The organism is Moraxella canis, assembly GCF_034424565.1.
Taxonomy (GTDB): Bacteria; Pseudomonadota; Gammaproteobacteria; order Pseudomonadales; family Moraxellaceae; genus Moraxella; species Moraxella canis.
This window is the reverse complement of sequence record NZ_CP139961.1, coordinates 845,128-864,811: the sequence shown is the minus strand read 5'-3', so window position 1 is coordinate 864,811 and position 19,684 is coordinate 845,128. Positions and strand designations below refer to the sequence as shown.

General features: G+C 46.6%; 16 protein-coding genes. 9 read left to right on the top strand and 7 right to left on the bottom strand.

All coding sequences use genetic code 11. The features are described 5' to 3' along the window. The first annotated feature begins 12 nt into the window (after nt 1–12). The 4 genes from pdxJ to mscL all read left to right on the top strand — a co-directional run bounded on the left by pdxJ (nt 13) and on the right by mscL (nt 4,943). A complete protein-coding gene (pdxJ, locus tag U0021_RS03860; RefSeq protein WP_114800419.1) occupies nt 13–762 on the top strand; it encodes a pyridoxine 5'-phosphate synthase in 750 nt (249 codons plus the stop codon). Between the two features lie 254 nt (nt 763–1,016). Next, nucleotides 1,017–2,309 (top strand): OmpA family protein, encoded by a 1,293-nt coding sequence (locus U0021_RS03855; protein ID WP_114800418.1) that lies wholly within the window; start codon nt 1,017–1,019, stop codon nt 2,307–2,309. Nucleotides 2,310–2,526: 217 nt separating this feature from the next. Further along, entirely contained in the window at nt 2,527–4,371 is a 1,845-nt protein-coding gene (gene typA, locus U0021_RS03850; RefSeq protein ID WP_114800417.1) for a translational GTPase TypA, read from the top strand. Nucleotides 4,372–4,508: 137 nt separating this feature from the next. Beyond that, nucleotides 4,509–4,943, top strand: coding sequence for a large conductance mechanosensitive channel protein MscL (gene mscL / locus U0021_RS03845; RefSeq protein ID WP_078256690.1), 435 nt, complete (start codon nt 4,509–4,511; stop codon nt 4,941–4,943). An 81-nt stretch (nt 4,944–5,024) separates the two neighbouring features. Here mscL and glmU read toward each other — a convergent pair whose 3' ends face one another. From glmU to U0021_RS03810, 7 genes are all read right to left on the bottom strand, one after another. Continuing rightward, the gene (gene glmU, locus U0021_RS03840) at nt 5,025–6,386 is read right to left on the bottom strand and encodes a bifunctional UDP-N-acetylglucosamine diphosphorylase/glucosamine-1-phosphate N-acetyltransferase GlmU (RefSeq protein WP_114800416.1); all 1,362 of its coding nucleotides are present in this window, start codon (nt 6,384–6,386) and stop codon (nt 5,025–5,027) included. A gap of 8 nt (nt 6,387–6,394) precedes the next feature. Then, on the bottom strand, nt 6,395–7,120 hold the full coding sequence (locus U0021_RS03835) for an ABC transporter permease (protein WP_078256688.1): 726 nt from the start codon (nt 7,118–7,120) through the stop codon (nt 6,395–6,397). After that, nucleotides 7,117–7,839, bottom strand: coding sequence for an ABC transporter permease (locus tag U0021_RS03830; RefSeq protein ID WP_114800415.1), 723 nt, complete (start codon nt 7,837–7,839; stop codon nt 7,117–7,119). Before U0021_RS03830 ends, U0021_RS03835 begins: the two co-directional genes overlap by 4 nt. A 185-nt stretch (nt 7,840–8,024) precedes the next feature. Beyond that, nucleotides 8,025–8,822 (bottom strand): transporter substrate-binding domain-containing protein, encoded by a 798-nt coding sequence (locus U0021_RS03825; protein WP_114800414.1) that lies wholly within the window; start codon nt 8,820–8,822, stop codon nt 8,025–8,027. An 84-nt stretch (nt 8,823–8,906) separates the two neighbouring features. Continuing rightward, the gene (locus U0021_RS03820) at nt 8,907–9,707 is read right to left on the bottom strand and encodes a transporter substrate-binding domain-containing protein (protein WP_114800413.1); all 801 of its coding nucleotides are present in this window, start codon (nt 9,705–9,707) and stop codon (nt 8,907–8,909) included. An 81-nt stretch (nt 9,708–9,788) separates the two neighbouring features. Next, on the bottom strand, nt 9,789–10,565 hold the full coding sequence (locus U0021_RS03815; protein WP_114800412.1) for a transporter substrate-binding domain-containing protein: 777 nt from the start codon (nt 10,563–10,565) through the stop codon (nt 9,789–9,791). Nucleotides 10,566–10,606: 41 nt separating this feature from the next. After that, nucleotides 10,607–11,380 carry an ABC transporter ATP-binding protein gene (locus U0021_RS03810; protein ID WP_049236955.1) on the bottom strand — a complete coding sequence of 258 codons (774 nt, stop codon included), beginning with the start codon at nt 11,378–11,380 and terminating at the stop codon, nt 10,607–10,609. A gap of 223 nt (nt 11,381–11,603) precedes the next feature. Here U0021_RS03810 and U0021_RS03805 point away from each other — a divergent pair, with 223 nt between their 5' ends. From U0021_RS03805 to topA, 5 genes are all read left to right on the top strand, one after another. Next, nucleotides 11,604–12,893 carry a glutamate-5-semialdehyde dehydrogenase gene (locus tag U0021_RS03805; protein ID WP_114800411.1) on the top strand — a complete coding sequence of 430 codons (1,290 nt, stop codon included), beginning with the start codon at nt 11,604–11,606 and terminating at the stop codon, nt 12,891–12,893. Nucleotides 12,894–12,930: 37 nt separating this feature from the next. Continuing rightward, nucleotides 12,931–13,335, top strand: a complete 405-nt coding sequence (locus U0021_RS03800; protein ID WP_114800410.1) for a carboxymuconolactone decarboxylase family protein — start codon at nt 12,931–12,933, stop codon at nt 13,333–13,335. A gap of 197 nt (nt 13,336–13,532) precedes the next feature. Further along, nucleotides 13,533–16,145, top strand: coding sequence for a DNA translocase FtsK (locus U0021_RS03795; RefSeq protein WP_114800409.1), 2,613 nt, complete (start codon nt 13,533–13,535; stop codon nt 16,143–16,145). 9 nt (nt 16,146–16,154) lie between these two features. Then, nucleotides 16,155–16,751: a hypothetical protein gene (locus U0021_RS03790; protein ID WP_114800408.1), complete on the top strand. Its 597-nt coding sequence runs from the start codon at nt 16,155–16,157 to the stop codon at nt 16,749–16,751. Between the two features lie 159 nt (nt 16,752–16,910). Next, nucleotides 16,911–19,538, top strand: coding sequence for a type I DNA topoisomerase (topA, locus tag U0021_RS03785; protein WP_114800407.1), 2,628 nt, complete (start codon nt 16,911–16,913; stop codon nt 19,536–19,538). The last annotated feature ends 146 nt before the right edge of the window (nt 19,539–19,684 follow it).

The following is a 19,684-nucleotide window of genomic DNA, read 5'->3' as shown; positions in this document are numbered from 1 at the left end:
TTAAGGAATATGATGAACGAACCGTTATTAGGCGTTAATATTGACCACATTGCAACATTAAGAAATGCGCGCGGCGTGGATTATCCTTGTCCTATTGAAGGAGCGCTCATTTGTGAACAGGCGGGCGCATCGGGGATTACATTACACCTGCGCGAAGATCGTCGGCATATCCGCGATGCCGATGTGTATGAAATGGCTCAGCGGCTCAAGACTCGCATGAATCTTGAGATGGCGGTGACAGATGAGATGCTTGGTATCGCACTTAAAGTGCGTCCGGCGTGGGTGTGCCTTGTTCCTGAAAAACGCCAAGAGCTCACCACCGAAGGCGGGCTTGATGTTGTCAATTTACCAAATTTTCAAGCATTCATACACAGCCTTCAGCAGGCAGGCATTCGGGTGTCTTTATTCATAGATCCAGATTTACACCAAATTGATGCTGCAATTGCTTTGGGTGCTGATGCCATCGAGCTGCATACTGGCACTTATGCCCATGCCACTTTAAAAAATGATCAAGCCAAGATTGACCATGAGCTTAAGCGGATCAAACAAGCAGCTGCCTACGCGCAAGCAAATTCTGCGCTATTGGTTAATGCCGGTCATGGCTTGACGCGTGATAATGTTGCAGCCATTGCTCAAATTGACGGCATCCATGAGCTAAATATTGGTCATGCATTGATTGCCGATGCCGTGTTTATGGGTCTTGAGAGCGCAGTGAAGGCGATGAAGGCAGCCTTTACGGAAGGTAAAATGATAAATGATTAACGCTTTAGAAAGAAAATCGTAAACAATGATGATGGTTGTGTAATATTATGTATTTTTATTCAAAAAAAGGTTGTAAATAAATTCATTTGCCATTAAGCTAAGCCTACAAGCCACAGTAAATACCTATTAGCAGCGTGACTCATTGGTCGCCTAGAATCTGAATAATTTTGTAACAGATTATTGGCAGGTGTTGGATAGCTATGCTAAAATAGGTGCGGTAATCTTGAAAAACCAACCATTCCTTGGAGGAATTTATGAAATTTAACAAAATCGCTCTTGCGGTAATCGCTGCAGCTGCAGCGCCTGTTGCTGCTCAAGCTGGCGTAACTGTTAGCCCATTGCTACTTGGCTATCACTACACTGACGAAGCTCATGATGACCAGCGCGAAATCCTTCGCACTGGTAAACAGCTAAATACTGGTAACAATACTAATAACCCACAAAATGGTGGTGTTGCATTAGACAGCGATCTATGGACTGGTGCGGCGATCGGTATTGAATTGACTCCATCAACTCAGTTCCAAGTTGAGTATGGTGTGTCTAACCGTGATGCACAGTCTTCAGACAAGTCTGCACATCGTTTTGATGCAGAGCAAGAAACCATCAGCGGTAACTTTTTGATCGGTACCGAGCAGTTCAGTGGTTATAATCCAGCTAATAAGTTCAAACCATATGTCTTGATCGGTGCTGGTCAATCTAAGATCAAAGTAGAAGCAACTGAAGCATATGTTGCTGAGGCAGCTAACGGTCAAGATATTAAAGCAGGTCAGCTTGTTCGCGCAGGTCAAGAAGTGTCTGAGTCTAAAGACACTATCGGTAACTTAGGTCTTGGCGCTCGTTACTTAGTAAATGATGCCCTTGCATTCCGTGGTGAGGCTCGTGCTATCCATAACTTTGACAACAAATGGTGGGAAGGTCTAGCTTTGGCTGGTCTAGAAGTTACTCTAGGTGGTCGTTTGGCACCTGCAGTACCAGTAGCTCCAGTGGCTGAGCCAGTGGCTCCAGTGGTCGATACTGTGGTTATTGAAGATACTATCGTTGACTCAGACCAAGACGGTGTACCTGATCATCTAGACGCATGCCCAGGCACTCCAATGAACACTGTAGTTGATGCACGTGGCTGTCCAGTTCAAGTTAACCTGGTAGAAGAGTTACGTCAAGAGCTTCGCGTATTCTTCGATTACGATAAATCAGCGATCAAGCCACAATATCGTGAAGAAGTTGCTAAAGTCGCTGCTCAAATGCGCGAGTTCCCGAATGCAACAGCAACCATTGAAGGTCACGCTTCACGTGACTCAGCACGCTCAAATGCACGTTATAACCAACGTCTATCTGAAGCTCGTGCAAATGCTGTGAAGTCAATGCTATCTAACGAGTTTGGTATCGCTCCAAATCGTCTGAATGCTGTAGGTTATGGCTTCGATCGTCCGATCGCTCCAAACACCACTGCTGAAGGCAAAGCGATGAACCGCCGTGTAGAAGCTGTGATCACTGGTAGCAAAACTACTACTGTAGATCAAACTAAAGATATGGTTGTTCAACCATAATTTAGAGAGTTGCTTGTAGTATGTAAGCAGCACAACAAAAAGCCACCCATTACAGGTGGCTTTTTGTATTTGTTGTTTAAATCTTTTTTAATTATACAATCTGAACTTATGTTATAATAAACAGTTTTCTTGGCTTTAAAAATTGGGTTATTGTGCCCAACAATTGGCTTTTCATTACATCGGGCAAATCGCACGATCATAATTTATATGAGTATATATGGCAAACGACATTAAGCACTTGCGTAATATCGCAATTATCGCTCACGTTGACCACGGTAAAACTACCTTAGTTGATAAACTTCTACAACAATCAGGGGCGCTGGGTGAGCGCTCTGGTGAAATTGAACGCGTCATGGATTCAAATGCCCTTGAGTCTGAACGAGGGATCACTATCCTAGCAAAAAATACCGCCATCCGATGGACAGATAAGCGCACTAATACCGAGTATCGTATCAACATCGTCGATACCCCAGGGCACGCCGATTTTGGTGGTGAGGTTGAGCGCGTCATGTCGATGGTTGACTGCGTACTATTATTAGTGGATTCTCAAGAAGGTCCCATGCCACAAACGCGATTTGTGACCCAAAAAGCATTTGCTCGTGGGCTTAAGCCGATTGTTATCATTAATAAAATTGATAAACCAGCGGCTCGTGCAGATTGGGTTATTGATCAAGTATTTGATTTGTTTGACAGCCTTGAGGCAACTGATGAGCAACTGGATTTTCCCATTGTCTACGCATCAGGCATCAATGGTATCGCAGGACTTGAACCGGATAATCTTGCCGAAGACATGACACCATTGTTTGAGACGATCGTGGACATTGTTGAGCCGCCTAAAGTTGATGTTGAGGGACCATTTCAAATGCAGATCTCAAGCCTTGACTACAATAGCTTTGTTGGGGTGATTGGGGTTGGTCGTATCCAAAGAGGGTCTGTCAAAACAAATACTCCGGTTGCAATCATCGATAAAGATGGTAACAAGCGAAATGGCCGCATTTTAAAGATCATGGGCTATCATGGCCTTGAGCGTGTTGATGTTGAATCTGCTCAAGCAGGAGATATTGTCTGTATTACAGGTATCGATGCTTTGAACATCTCTGATACGATCTGCGATCCTCAGCATGTTGAAGCCCTACCGGCACTGTCTGTTGATGAGCCGACGGTCTCAATGACTTTTCAGGTCAATGATTCACCTTTTGCCGGCAAAGAAGGCAAGTTCGTGACTTCGCGTAATATCCGTGAGCGCCTTGATCGTGAATTGATTCATAATGTTGCGCTGCGCGTCGAAGATACGGACAGTCCAGAAAAATTTAAAGTTTCAGGTCGTGGTGAGCTGCATTTGTCAGTATTGATTGAAAATATGCGCCGCGAAGGCTTTGAGCTTGGCGTTTCTCGCCCGCAAGTGATCATGAAAGAAATTGATGGTGTCATGTGCGAGCCATTCGAAAATGTCACTTTTGATGTTGAGGAGCAGCATCAAGGTGCGGTCATGCAGGAGATGGGCAACCGTAAGGGCGAGCTGACCAATATGGAAGTTGATGGTAAAGGCCGTATTCGCATCGAAGCCACCGTTCCTTCTCGCGGCTTGATCGGTTTTCGTTCAGCCTTTTTGACTATGACGTCAGGCACAGGTATCATGACTTCTAGCTTTAGCCACTATGGTCCTGCCAAAGAAGGTACAGTGGCTAAGCGCCAAAATGGTGTTCTGGTATCGATGGTCACAGGCACTTGCTTGGCTTATGCGTTATTTAGCTTACAAGAGCGCGGCCGTTTATTTGCCAAGCCGCAGCTTGAAGTTTACGAAGGCATGATCATTGGCATCAATTCACGCTCAGATGATATGGTAGTAAACCCAACCAAAGCCAAGCAGCTGACCAATATTCGAGCTTCAGGCTCTGACGATGCGATCATTTTGACGCCGGCGCTGGATTATACGCTTGAGCAGGCGCTTGAGTTCATCGAAGATGATGAATTGGTTGAAGTGACGCCCAAATCGATTCGCATTCGTAAACGTTATTTGACTGAAAATGAGCGTAAGCGCTTTAGTCGTAAAAAAGATTGATAGCCTTGGCAGCGGTGTTGAAGTTCAGCGCCGTTGTGGATGACTTTATTGTCTACTGTGTGCATGCGATTTTAGAACGGATGTATGGGTTTGGATGGTCGGATGCGCTTATTTTAATTGATATTTGAGTATATATCATGAGTTTAGTTCAAGAATTTAAAGAATTTGCCTTAAAAGGCAATGTGATGGATTTGGCGGTCGGTGTAATCATCGGTGCGGCTTTTGGTAAGATCACCACATCGTTGGTTGAAGATGTGATCATGCCGATCATTGCATTCATCATGGGCGGTGAGTTCGACTTTAAAAATATGTTCATCTTGTTGGGTGATGCGCCAGCTGGCGTGCCGATGACTTATGAAGCGCTTAAAGAAGCGGGCGCACCGATGCTGGCTTATGGCAGCTTTATTACAGTTGTTATCAACTTCATCATTTTGGCATTTATCATCTTTATGATGGTCAAGGCGATGAACAAATTACGCCGTAAGGCAGAAGAGCCAGCAGCGCCAGAAGAGCCAGCAGAGGAGATTCTACTGCTGCGTGAGATCAGTGCAAAACTTGGCGAAAAAAGATAAGCTTTTTGCCATTATAAATGCCGCTAAACTTAGCGGCATTTATTTTTGGTTAAGCGGCATGGACCAAATATTCAGTGGTCATCATTTGGTCTTTTTAGTAGGGCGAGACCAACCTGTGATGGTGGCTTGTTTCGCTCTGGCTAAGGTCAAAGCATTTTCTTGGGCATCTTTGGTGATGACCGATCCTGCGCCGATCGTTGCATCACTGCCGATCGTCACAGGAGCGACTAAGCTTGAATTACTGCCAATGAAAGCGCGGTCACCAATTGTCGTGGTAAACTTATTGACGCCATCATAATTACATGTAATCACACCAGCGCCAACGTTCACATCCTGTCCGATGACACTGTCGCCAGCATAACTGAGATGATTAATCTTACTGCCTACACCGACGGTCGTTTTCTTAGTTTCGACAAAATTACCAATTTTGACATCATCTGCCAGTACGGTTTTTGGTCTTAGATGGGCAAATGGTCCAATAGCCACATGCTGACCAATTAGACTGTCATCAATGACGCAGTGGGCTTTGATGTGCGTTTGGTTACCAATGCGACTGTTGGTAATGACATTGCCTGCATCAATCCGCACGCCTTCGCCCAAATGAACGTCGCCTACAAATACGGTATTAATATCAATAAAAACATCTTGATCGCAGGTCAATGTGCCACGAATATCGACTCGACTTGGGTCGGCGAACTGTACGCCAGCCAATTGTAGCTGATAAACTTGGTGTGATTGAAAGGCTCGCTCAAGATTGGCAAGCTGAATGCGATCATTAACGCCCTCAATCTCAAAGGCAAACTCAGGCTCAATGGTCGCAATCTCAATGCCATCATTAACAGCCAATTTGACAATATCTGTCAAATAATATTCGCCTTGGGCATTGTCATTAGTGAGCATGGGTAGGTACTTGTGTAGCAGTGCATTGTCCACACAATAGATACCGCTGTTAATTTCTGTGATTAGCTTTTGTTGGGCATCGGCGTCTTTTTCTTCGACGATGGCAACGACCTTGCCCTGATCTCGGACAATCCGCCCCAAACCAAACGGATGCTCAACATTCAAAGTTAGCATCGAGATGCCGCTGGTATTGGCTTGAACAAGGTTTTGTAAGGTTTCGGCTTGAGTTAGGGGTACATCGCCGTATAAGATAAGGCTCTTGCCTTCTTTTGGCAGATGGGGCAGTGCCATCTTGACCGCGTGACCTGTGCCTAGCTGCTGCGTTTGTTCAGCAAAGGTGATCGGATAGGCAGACAGTGACTCTTTGACCATCTCACCGCCAAAGCCATAAATCAAAATCGTGCCATCTGCTTGAATTTGTGTGCAGGTATCTAAAACATGCTGAACCAAAGCCTTGCCTGCCAAGGTTTGCAAAACTTTGGGTCGGCTAGATTTCATGCGGGTGCCTTTTCCGGCAGCCAAAATAATGGTATGTAATGTCATAAGTCTTCCTAAATCGGTGGATTTGGATTCACCACAGGCGGAATATAGCGTTTATGGCGATTAACATGGCGCTCAAATTGGCGGAACATAAATAAAAATACCCAACTGATGACCAAATAAATCACACCAGCGGCAAAAAACATCTCCAAATTAAGATAAGTGACGGCAATGATGTCTCGAGCCTTATGCGTCAGTTCAACCACTGTAATGGACGCTGCCAAAGCACTCCCCTTGAGCATGAATATCACTTCATTGCTATAGGCAGGTATCATGATACCAAAGGCACGCGGCAGAGTGACGCGGCGCAATTTTTGCAGTCTCGACATGCCAATGGCATCGGCAGCTTCCAGCTCTCCGGCAGGCACGGCCATGACTGCACCGCGAACGATTTCCCCGATATAGGCTGAAGTGTTTAAGGTAAAGGCGATGATGGCGCACCAGTAGGCTTGGCTAAAAACAGGCTCCCAAAGAAAAGACTCTTTTAGGGCGCTAAATTGCCCCAAGCCATAGTAAATTAAGAAAATCTGAACCAGTAAAGGCGTGCCGCGAAAGAAAAAAATGTAAGCTGCCGGAATAGCGCGAAGCCACAATACTGGAGAAAGTCGCCACAGACCAAGAATGACACCAAACACAAGACCCAAAGCGCAAGACAGCACCACAAGCTCAATGGTGGTGACCGATGCAGCGAGCAAATCTGGAAAATATTTAATAATTGCTTGCCAATTCCAGTTCATGATCGACCCCCTGAGTGTTTGTGAAGTAGCTTAGCATACCGTGCAGCAGGGTTGGCGCGAGATTCACACCACATGGTAAAAAGCGTAATCACTGACGTCAAAGCCAAATAGATGAAAGCAGCAGCCAAATAGAAGGTAAAAGGTTTTTGGGTGGATTGCGCGGCACGCTGTGAAAAATACATCAAGTCTTGTAAACCAATTAACGAAACCAAGGCGGTGTCTTTAAGAAGTACCAAAGTTAAGTTACCAAGACCAGGCAATGCCACCATCCACATCTGGGGCAGGATAATGCGCATCAAAGTCTGTACTGGCGTCATGCCGATGCTTTGAGCGGACTCCCATTGCCCTTTGGGGATGTCCTGAATCGCCATGCGAAAAACTTCGGTCGCATAAGCACCAAACATGATGGATAGGGCGGCAACCCCTGCCCAAAATTGACTCACATCAATGCGCCCTGTGTAGCCCATTTGTCTTGCGATGGCGGCCAAAATGACACTACCGCCAAAGAAGATGAAAAACACCATCAAAAGCTCAGGAATACCGCGGACAATCGTCGTATAAGCATTGGCAATTTTTTGTAATATCCAAACGCCAGAAAGTTTGGCAAGCGCACCAAGCAAACCAAATAACAGACCAAACACCAAACTGGCAAGCCCAAGTTTTATGGTCAAAATTGTACCTTGCAATAAAATGGGGCCGTAGCCTTGTAAGTCAAACACGCCAGTACCTTAAATTAAAAAATACCATCAGTTGATCGCTGAGATTGATTGGTTTTGGGTAAACCGCTCAGCCAATCATCAAAGGAAGGATGGTTTAGCAAAAATCAAATTGCCATACAAAAAGCAACTTTCGGCGATGGGTTTTACCGCCGAAAGCGCAGAGTTTTTATGACTTCTTAGAAGCCTTATTCAATGTTGTTTGGCATACCTGCTTCGCCAAAATGCTCAATGACAATTTGTTTGTAGGTGCCATCAGCCTTGATTGCGGCTAAAGCTTCATTGAACTTTTGTAATAATGCGGTGTTACCTTTATCGACAGCGATTGAGATTTTGTCGTCGATATCGATATCCTCACCTTTGATCTCAAAATTTTGACCCAAATCTGAGCTAAGCCAAGTCAGTGCTGGCAGCTTATCAGAAATCATCGCATCAGCACGCTCATTACCCAAGTCAATAAAAGCATTGTCCAGCGTATCATACAGTTGCGGCTTGCTGTCTGGATAGGCTTGAGTCAACCACTGACTTGAGATGGTTGAACGCTGAGCGACGATCTTGGCGGCATTGATGGCGTCCGCACTGGTTGGATCAAAATCTGAGCCTTTTTTTGCCAAAAATACCAAAGAGTTGATATAGTAAGGCTCACTAAAATCCACTTGCTCGCTGCGCTCAGGGGTCACTGACATTGCCGCAACGATGGCATCAAACTTACCTGTTTTTAGAGATGGTATGATGCCGTCCCAATCTTGAGCGATGATCTCACATTTGGTTTGCATTTTTTCGCATAAAGCATTAGCAATATCCACATCAAAACCGCCCAAACTACCGTCTGGATTGGTGTAGTTAAACGGTGCATAAGCGCCTTCGGTGGCAATACGCAGGGTGTCACCACTGCCCGCTGCGCTTTGTTCATTTTGACCGCTACAAGCTGAGATACTAAATGCGCCAACAATGGCTACCATCAGTCCAAATGTTTTAAATTTCACAATCTACTCCTTGATTTGGTGTTACTAAAATTCTCGATGGTGCCGCTTTGAATTACCTCAAAGCGACAGCGCCATTAGCCAAACTTATTGACCTACCGCTTGGCTGTCAAAGTATTTGGCAACAATTTCATCATATTTGCCGTTGGTTTTTAGGCTGGCAAGCGCAGCGTCAAAGTCTGCTTTTAAAGGATTACCTTTACGCACAGCGATCCCAACTTTATCGCCGATGTCAATGGGCGCGCCTTTGATTTCAAATTCAGAACCAGCATCAGTGGTCAGCCAGTCAGCAGCAGGCACGACATCAGACAGCATGAATTCAGCACGACCAGCAGTCAAATCAAGATAGGCATTGTCTTGTTTATCATAAGTTTTGATGATGGCGTCTGGATAATTTTTTTGAAGATATTCAGCCGAAACGGTTGCTTGCTGTGTTGCAACAGTTTTACCTGCGATGTCATCGATGGTAGCGGCATTGCCTTTTTTGCCAATCAGCACAAGCGTATTATCAAAATAAGGCTCGCTAAAGTCCACTGCATTTAGGCGCTCTTCGGTGATCGACATGCCTGCCATGATGGCGTCAGATTTATTGGCATTTAAACTTGGAATCAGGCTGTCCCAGTCTTGGCTGACGATTTGACAGTCGGCTTGCATCTGCTCGCACAGCGCATTTGCCAAATCAATCTCAAAGCCCACCAGTTGACCTTGATTGTCCAGATAGCTAAATGGCTTAAAGCTAGATTCGGTCGCGATGATGAGCTCTCTTTGGGCGGTTGAGCTGTTGGGATTGGCGGCAGTTTCGGTATTAGCCGCAGGCTGGTCGTTGCTACATGCGGCAAGTAAAGAAACACAAAGTGTGGCTGCGGTAAATTTTAACAGTGTTTTCATAATAACCCCTTAATACGCTTAATATGCAAGAATGGATAATCAGCGCACCCAAAGGCAGATGCGCCAAACCTAAAAATCAGCTTATTGAAAGTGCGCTTTTTCAATTTCTGCCAATTTACCGCTTTCTTTGATTTTGGCTAAAGCTGCATCAAATTCAGCTTTTAGGCTATCGCCTTTGCGTACGGCGATACCCAAGTGATCGTTATTGTCAATCTCTTCGCCGATTAAGCCAAACTCACCATTACCTTCTTGCTTAAGCCAGTCGGCAGCCGAGACTTTTTCAGCCATGACCGCATGATTGCGTCCTGCTTTCATATCCAAATAAGAGTTGGTGTAGGTGTCATGTAGCTGAACACGGTTGCCGTCTTTGCCATCATATTTTTCGGTGATGTAGGCAGCGCCAGTGGTACCACGCTGACTGGCAAGGGTTTTGTTGGTGATGTCATTTGGATCAAAACTGCCGTCATCTTTGGCAAGCCAAACGATGGTATTAGAAAAGTAAGAATCCGAAAAATCCACCTGCGCCTGACGCTCAGGAGTGATAGACATGCCTGCGATGATGGCGTCATATTTGCCTGCCAATAAGCTTGGGATCAAGCCGTCCCAATCTTGAGCGATGATTTGACAGTCAGCATTCATCTCGGCACACAAGGCATTCATCACATCCACATCAAAACCGACAATCTTGCCACTGGCATCGGTATCATTAAAGGGAGGATAGGCAGCTTCAGTTGCGATAACAATGCTTTTTTGGGCTTGTTCGGCAGGCGCCGCTGTTTGGGTGTTGGCTTCTTCTTTGGTGCAACCAACCAAAGCAACACAGGCAACAGCTGCCAAAGTGGCAAATGGTTTCATCATGATAAATTCCTTGGGTTAATAAAAATTTGGCAAAAATAAAATTAGCGGTGCGATGCCATAAATTCGCGTACGCGCGCTGATTTTGGGTGGTCAAACACTTCTTCAGGCGTGCCAATTTCTTCAATGCGACCTTGATGTAAAAACACCACTTTGCTTGAGACTTCACGAGCAAAGCGCATCTCATGCGTGACGATGAGCATGGTACGACCTTCGGCAGCCAACTCACGCATCACCGACAGCACTTCATTGACCAGCTCAGGATCCAGTGCAGAGGTTGGCTCATCAAACAGCAGCACTTGTGGATGCATCGCAAGCGAACGAGCGATCGCCACGCGCTGACGCTGACCGCCTGACAAGTTGTCAGGATAGGCATCCTTTTTATCCAAAAGCCCGACCTTAGTCAAAAGGCGCTCGGCGTCTTTGATGGCATCGGCTTTTGAGATGCCAAGCACTTGGGTGGGACCTTCGATGATATTTTGTAAAATGGTTTTGTGCGGCCACAAATTGAAGTTTTGGAACACAAAGCCGATTTTTGAGCGAAATTTTTCAAGCTGTTTATTGTCGGCAGCGACCAATTCGCCTTTGTGCGATTTCAGTTTTAGTTCTTCTTGACCGACGATGATTTTGCCAGACGTTGGCTTTTCAAGCAGATTGATGCAGCGTAGTAAAGTGGACTTGCCAGAGCCTGATGAGCCCAAAATACTGATCACATCGCCATCGTGCGCAGTCAAAGACACACCTTTTAACACCTCAAGTGAGCCATAGCTTTTATGAATGTCTTGTAAATCCAGGGCAATGGGGCGTGAATCGGTCATGAAAAATCCTAAAACAGGTGAAAATCAGCACAAAAGGCCAGCAAATATCTATACAATTTCATCAAAACAAAATTTAGCACTATAATTTTACCCCAAAAAGCCATAAAGACAAAATATTTTTCGCAATTTTTTCTGTATTTATTGAGATTTGCAATCATTCGGGGTGGTATTTTGATAATTTTATGCTTACAATTGATGGTTGTCACTGTTATTAGGGAAAGTTATGACTGCTCAATCGTTTGATGTTGCTGCTTATATGCAATCGGTCGGCACCAAAGCTAAGCAGGCGTCTGCTGTGTTGGCGGCGGCTGATACCAAAACAAAAAATCACGCACTGACCGCCATCAAATCAGTGCTACTCACTCAAAAAGATCACGTGCTGGCTGCGAATGCCATCGATGTCCAAAATGGAAAAAATAATGGGCTTGATGCTGCCTTATTGGATAGGCTGATCTTAAACGATGCGCGTTTTGAGGGCATGATCGCTTCTTTGGATGATGTGATCACGCTGCCTGATCCGATTGGGGAGATCAGCGATTTGACCTACCGCCCATCGGGTATTCAGCTGGGTAAGATGCGTGTGCCGCTTGGTGTGATTGGCATGATTTATGAATCTCGTCCTAATGTCACGCTTGAGGCGGCAAGTCTTGCCATCAAATCAGGCAATGCCATCATCCTGCGCGGCGGATCAGAAGCTTATCACTCAAATCAAGCGATCGCCTCGTGTATTCATGAAGGCTTGGCAAAGGTCAATCTGCCTACTGACATTGTGCAGGTGCTCACCACCACAGACCGCGCGGCAGTCGATAGCCTGATTACCATGAAACAGACGGTCGATGTCATCATCCCGCGCGGCGGCAAAGGTCTGATTGAGCGGATCAGCCGTGGTGCGACAGTGCCTGTGATTAAGCACCTAGATGGTAATTGCCACACGTTCATTGATCAAGATGCTGACCTAAAAATGGCGATCGAGGTATCCGTGAACGCCAAGACATCTCGGTATGCGCCTTGTAATGTCATGGAGACGCTGCTGGTGCATGAAAAAATCGCCGATCAAGCGCTGCCCAAGATTTTGTCTGCCATGCACGCTGTCAATGACGCCATGGAATTTCGAGTGTGCGAGCGATCGCTTGCGCTGTTAAAAGATGCCCAGCTTAATTTGGTTCAAGCCACACAAGAAGATTGGTACACCGAATATCTGGCGCCGATATTGGCAGTGAAAGTGGTTGATGATTTATCGGCGGCGATTGCTCACATCAATCACTACGGCAGCCACCATACGGATGTGATCATCACCGAAAATTACCGCGCTGCCAATACATTTATCCGCCAAGTCGATTCCTCCAGTGTCATGGTCAATGCCTCAAGCCGCTTTGCAGATGGCTTTGAGTACGGTTTGGGTGCAGAAATTGGCATTTCTACCGATAAAATCCATGCGCGTGGTCCAGTGGGCTTACACGGCTTGACGAGCGAAAAATGGGTGGTCTTTGGGCATGGGGAAATACGCCCTTAAGATATTTGATATTCATTTTAATCAATAAGGAAATGACATGAGTAGTATCAACGATAAAAACAGCACTTACCAAAATGGCGTGGCAGTGCGCAAGCAAGTGATGGGCGAGGCGCACGTTGAGCGTTCGATGGGGCAGGTGACGCCTTTTAATGAGTCTTTGCAAGATTGGATCAATGAGCACGCGTGGGGCTCGACTTGGCAACGCGGCGGCATTGATAAAAAAACACGTTCTTTGGTGACGATGGCGTTTTTGATTGCTCAAAAAAGCCCAACCGAGCTCAAAGGTCACATTCGCGGAGCGGTGAATAATGGCGCAAGCCTTGAAGAAATCCAAGAAGTGCTGCTACACAGCTTGCCTTATTGTGGCGCGCCTGCCACCCAAGAGGCTTATCGTGCGGCAAATGAAATCTTGACCGAGATGGGTCTGTTGCCTAAGCCCTAAATGATCGATGGGCTTGTCCGCTCATCTTAAGGATGGCTGAAGAGTAAGCCTATTGTGTGTCGATCAGCCGCCTAAGCTTGTCAAATAAGGCGTGGCTTTATTTGACAAGCTGCAAATGTTTGGCTAATTGAATCAAATTCGCTATAATAGACAGTTATGTCAAATATAAGACGCCCATCGCCTGCCGACGAGTCATCATGAGTAATCTATTTCAAAATCCGACCATTACCCGTCTCATGGGTAAACTGCCAACCATCAAGCAACTGATTTTTAGTATCTTTGGTATTGTATTGTTGGTATTTTTATTTTTATCGCTCTTGTCTTATGATCCAGCGGATTCGGCATGGTCGCATGTTGGCAGTCATTCGACCATTAATAATGTCGGTGGACCGCTTGGTGCGTGGGTGGCGGACATTTTGCATACCTTATTTGGTTTTGGGGCGTGGGTGGCTGTGCTTGTGCTGGCGTATGAGTTGGTGCGGCTGTGGTGGACGCATGTTAAGCTATTTTGGGTACTAAGATTATTTGCTTATGGGCTGTTGGTATTGTTTGTCAGTGCCTTGCTTGCTTATATCGGCGAGATTACGGATGCTTTACTTGCTACGCGGATGGGTGGGGCGATAGGATTTGAGCTTCAAAAAAGTCTTGCTGCCATCTTTGGTGAGACGGTGACAGCTCTACTTTTGGTTGGTATGATTGTCATCATATCTTTGCTAAGCTTTGAGATTCGTTGGCGCCATCTGATGGGTCTGGCGTTTCAGTGGATTGGCGGCGATAAACATACCTCTATAGCAGAATCAGAGCCTAAGCCAAAGCATGCAGACGGCGCCATGTTGGATGAGGAGACAAGCCCTGCAGCGCCAGCCGTGGTGAGCACGCCGCATAATCATGACGGCGCCCTTGAGAGCTTTTTGCGCCATTCTGGACTGCGCGATGAGCTGATCGCTGAGCGTGAGAATGAAGCCCATAAACAAGCTGCCGAAGCACAGGCAGAAAAAATGCGCCAAGAAACTGCACAAGCAGCCAAAACTGACCCAATGGCATACAATCATCAGTCGGATGATACCAAGGTTTTGGATGAGCCAAGTCAGCCGTCCGATCAGGCACAGAAGAGCCCATCGACAGTGGAGCGCTTTAAAACGATTCAAAAAGTCGCCCCGGCTGCTGATGAAGATCGGAGCGAAAAACTAGAAGCGATCAAGGACGCCACACCTAAGCCCAATATCTTGGAAGATGAGCAGCCTTCCCAAGAGCAGACTGATCAAGCGCCCAAATCAAAACAACCACCAGCGCCTGTGCAGTCGCGCGCGATGGATACATTAAGCTATCGTTTGAGCTTGACGCCGATTCCTGAGCTGGATTTATTGGACAAGCCCAATTTATCCAACAAGCCCAAGGTTAGTGAGGATGAACTTCAGCAAGCCTCAGAGCTTTTGGAGATTAAGCTTCAAGAATTTAATATTCAAGCCCAAGTGATTTCGGCGATGGTGGGTCCTGTGGTGACACGCTTTGAGGTTGAGCTTGCGCCAGGGGTCAAGGCAAGCCGAGTCACGCGCGTATCTCAAGATTTGGCACGCTCGATGTCCAAAGCATCTTTGCGTGTGGTTGAGGTGATTCCAGGCAAGCCCTATATTGGTATCGAGGTGCCTAATCAAAAGCGTGAGATGGTGCATCTGATTGAGCTATTGGACACTGAAGATTATAAAAGCCCAAACAATCAAATCGCCATTGCCGTCGGTAAAGATATCAGCGGTAAGCCTGTGATTGCTGATTTAGCCAAAGCACCTCACATGCTTGTGGCAGGCACGACAGGATCGGGTAAATCGGTGTTGGTGAACTCATTTTTATTGTCAATGCTGCTCAAATATACGCCCGATGAGCTGAAGCTTGTACTCATTGACCCAAAACAGCTTGAGCTTGCCAACTATGGCGACATTCCGCATCTATTAACCCCTGTCATCACCGACATGAAAGATGCCGTGGCGGCGCTGACGTGGTGCGTCAATGAAATGGAGCGGCGCTATCAGCTGATGAGTAAGCTAAGAGTGCGTAAAATCAGCGAGTTTAATAAAAAAGTAGAAGCCGCCGAAGCTGAGGGCGAACCGATTTATGATCCTTTATGGAATATTAATCACAGTGTCAGCCAAGATAAGCCGCCCAAGCTCAAGCCACTGCCAACGATTGTGATTGTGGCGGATGAATTTGCTGATATGATCATGCAGCTTGGCAAAACTGCCGAAGAGCCAATCGTTCGTCTAGCTCAAAAAGCGCGTGCCGCTGGCATTCATCTGCTGCTTGCCACACAGCGCCCAACGGTAAATGTGGTGACAGGCTTGATCAAGGCGAATATTCCGTCTCGTGTCGCGCTGCGCGTCAGCTCCAAAGTCGATAGCCGCACCATCATCGAAGAAGGCGGCGCCGAAGATATGCTGGGCCATGGCGATATGATGTTCATTGGACCGGGTAAAAATCATCCTGAGCGTGTTCATGGCGCTTATGTGGATGATGATGAGGTCAATCGAGTCTGTGATGCTTGGCGTGAGCGTGGTAAGCCTGACTATATTGACCTATCTGACAGCTATTCATTTGAGGGCGAAGGCAGTGGCGATATGGGCAGCGGCATCGATGGCGATGAGCTGTACGAAGCGGCGGCAGCTTTTGTGGTGGAGACTAGAAAGCCATCCATCTCGTCAGTGCAGCGCAAGTTTAGCATCGGATACAATCGCGCAGCGCGTCTGCTTGACCAGATGGAAGAGCGTGGATTGGTCTCATCGATGGATAACAGCGGTAAGCGTCAGCTGCTTTTGTAGGATGGTGTGATGTCATTATCAAGCGGAAGTATCGCTGTTATTGTTGTGCTTGTCGTTGCTGGTTTTTTGGTGGGTAATTTTATGGCGGCGCGACCCAATGCCAATGAAGTGCGAGTGGCTGATTTTCGGCTGATGGCACGTAGTCTTGGTATTTTTCCTAAGCTCATTGCTTGCCCAGCTTGGCTCAAAGATCGGTATGATGCGCTCAAACCTGCCAAAAAAGATGTGTATGCCAGAGCTGGCAGCATCCCTTTGATTGCCCAGTACACTGTGATCATAGAAGATCTTAGGCTGCCAATGGCTCAATATCATGTCGTGGCAGATCGTTGGCAGCTGATAACTCAGCAGTTTTATACACCAAAGATGCTAACGCAGGTGCGCCGCCTTGATGAGCAGCCCATACATCTGCCCGATCACATCAAGACCCAAGTTTTGGGATTGTCGGTCAAGGCAAATCACATCTCGCTGTACTGGCTAGATGATAAATATCAGCACAGCCACAAAGCCTATAAGCTCGATAAGGCAAAAGCCCAAGCCGACCTAAATGACATCAAAACCCAGCTGACAGCTTGGGCGAAATTAATTGATGGCGATATGGCGTCTTGATAATCGTGATCGGTCATTTGATAAAACTTTGAGCAAATTTTTATAAAATGATTGACAAAACCACATTTGCACCCTATAAATGCAAATTGATACAGAATCATCCAAAGGAATGTGGGGTGATTTTTCAGACATTTATCACATTTAAATAAAGGCATAATCATGGCAACTTCTAAAAAAACGACCACCAAAGCTGAGGCGGCATCGACCAAAGCCAATGCTAAGGGCAAATCCTTAGTGATTGTGGAGTCGCCTGCAAAAGCCAAAACCATTAATAAATATTTGGGCAAGGATTATGTGGTGCGCTCAAGTATCGGTCATGTGCGCGATCTGCCTGTCAGTGGCAGCACATCTAAAGCCAATAAGACCGAGGATGCAGGACTGTCTCGTGAAGAAAAAGCCCAAAAGGCGCTCGTTCGCCGCATGGGCGTCGATCCTGAGCATGATTGGGCGGCTGTTTATGAAGTCCTGCCCAATAAAACCAAAGTCATCCGCGAACTCAAAGCGCTTGCCAAAGACGCTGATAAAATTTATCTCGCCACCGACTTGGATAGAGAAGGTGAGGCGATCGCATGGCATTTAAAAGAAGTCATCGGTGGCAGTGATGATAAATACAGCCGCGTGGTATTTAACGAAATTACCAAGTCCGCCATCCAAACCGCCTTTGAGCATCCTGATCAACTAAATATCGATCGTGTCAATGCGCAGCAGGCACGCCGCTTTTTGGATCGTGTGGTGGGCTTTATGGTGTCGCCGCTACTGTGGGCAAAGATCGCGCGCGGATTATCAGCAGGGCGCGTACAAAGCGTGGCGACGCGCTTAGTGGTGGAGCGTGAGCGTGAGATCCGCGCCTTTGTGCCCGTTGAATATTGGAAAATTCATACCAATAACACCGCAGCAGGCGAGACGCTGAACCTTGAAGCGGTTAAGCGCGGCGGTAAAATGCTCAAGCTTGGCAATAAAGATCAAGCGAACGAAGTGGTCTTGGCTTTAGATTCATCAGATTTTATGGTTTCGGCGATCGAAGAAAAGCCCACTCAATCACGGGCATCCGCGCCATTCATCACCTCAACGCTTCAGCAAGCTGCCAGTACGCGTCTTGGCTTTAGTGTCAAAAAGACGATGATCTTAGCGCAGCGTCTATATGAAGCAGGGCATATCACTTATATGCGTACCGACTCGACCTTTTTGAGTCAAGATGCCCTGAATTCTGTGCGTGATTATATCACTGAGAATTTTGGTGGCGCTTATTTGCCCCAAAAGCCTAATTTTTATGGCAATAAACAAAATGCCCAAGAAGCGCACGAAGCGATTCGCCCCTCAAATGTTTCGGTCAAGTCAGCTCAGCTAATCGCCATGGAGCGTGATGCTCAGCGACTGTATGAACTGATTTGGCGACAGTTTGTGGCGTGTCAGATGACGCCTGCTCGCTATCAGTCGGTGAATCTGATCGTCACCGCCGGTGATGTGGAATTAAAAGCCAAAGGGCGCACATTGGTGTTTGATGGTTATACACGCGTGCAGCCTCCTGCTAAGACTGACGATGTCTTATTGCCTGCTGTCAAAGTGGGTGAAAAGCTGCCACTGATTGAGATTTTACCGACGCAGCATTTTACCAGTCCACCTGCTCGCTACAGCGAAGCAAGCTTGGTCAAGGAGCTTGAAAGCCGTGGCATTGGCAGACCGTCCACCTATGCGTCAATCATCTCAACCATCCAAGAGCGCGGCTATGTGCGACTTGAAAATAAACGCCTATATGCCGAAAAAATGGGCGACATTGTCACAGAAAGGTTGGTGGAGAGCTTTCCTGATCTGATGGATTATGCGTTCACCGCAGGGCTAGAAGATAAGCTTGATGAAGTGGCGGTCGGTGATGAAGATTGGAAAGCGGTATTGGATCAATTTTATCATGACTTTAAGCAAAAGCTTGATAGCGCCAAAGCTTCTGATGGGATGCGCCCAAATGATCCGACCAATGTGCCTGATATTCATTGTGATTTGTGCAGCCGTCCTATGCAGGTGCGCACTGGCTCAACGGGAGTATTTTTGGGCTGTACTGGCTATAATCTACCGCCCAAAGAGCGCTGTAAGGGCACCAAAAATCTGATGCCTGTATCGGCATTTGAGTTTGATGCCGATGATGATTCAGCCGAAGTCAATGCACTTATGGAGAAAAAACGCTGCCCAAAATGTAATACCGCGATGGATGGCTATATTGTCGATGGCGGACTTAAGCTGCATATCTGTGGTAATAATCCTGATTGCGATGGCTATGTGCTTGAAAAAGGCGTGTTTGAAGTGGGCGGTGCGACCAGTGATGCGCCGACCATTGATTGTGATAAGTGTGACGGTCAAATGGAGCTGAAAACGGGGCGATTTGGGGCATATTTTGCATGCAGAAAGTGTGATAATACCCGTAAAGTGCTCAAAAATGGTCAAGCTGCGCCGCCGCGTATGACGCCGATTGATATGCCTAATCTGCGCTCACAAAAATTTGATGATCATTATGTGCTGCGCGAAGGGGCGGCGGGGCTGTTTTTGGCAGCATCCAAATTCCCCAAAGTGCGTGAAACTCGTCCGCCTAAGCTTAGCGAGCTGCGCGAGATCAAAGATCAGCTTGAGCCTAAATTCCATTATTTGTTCGATGCGCCAGATGTAGATGAAGCAGGTAATCCGACGATCTTGCGATGGAGCCGCAAAAATTCAGAGCAGTATATCGGCTCAGAAAAAGACGGCAAGGCGACACGTTTTGCACTCGTTTGGCGTCAAGGCGCTTGGGTGGAAGAATGACCTTAAATAAAAGCTGTAGGAAATATCGCACAAATATTGACGATTTTGGCGTATTTTCATCATCACAGTTTTATTGCATAATACACCCATAGCAAAGGAAAACCCTGATGGAGCAGGGCAAGGATGAAGTGCTATTCATGGAAGGT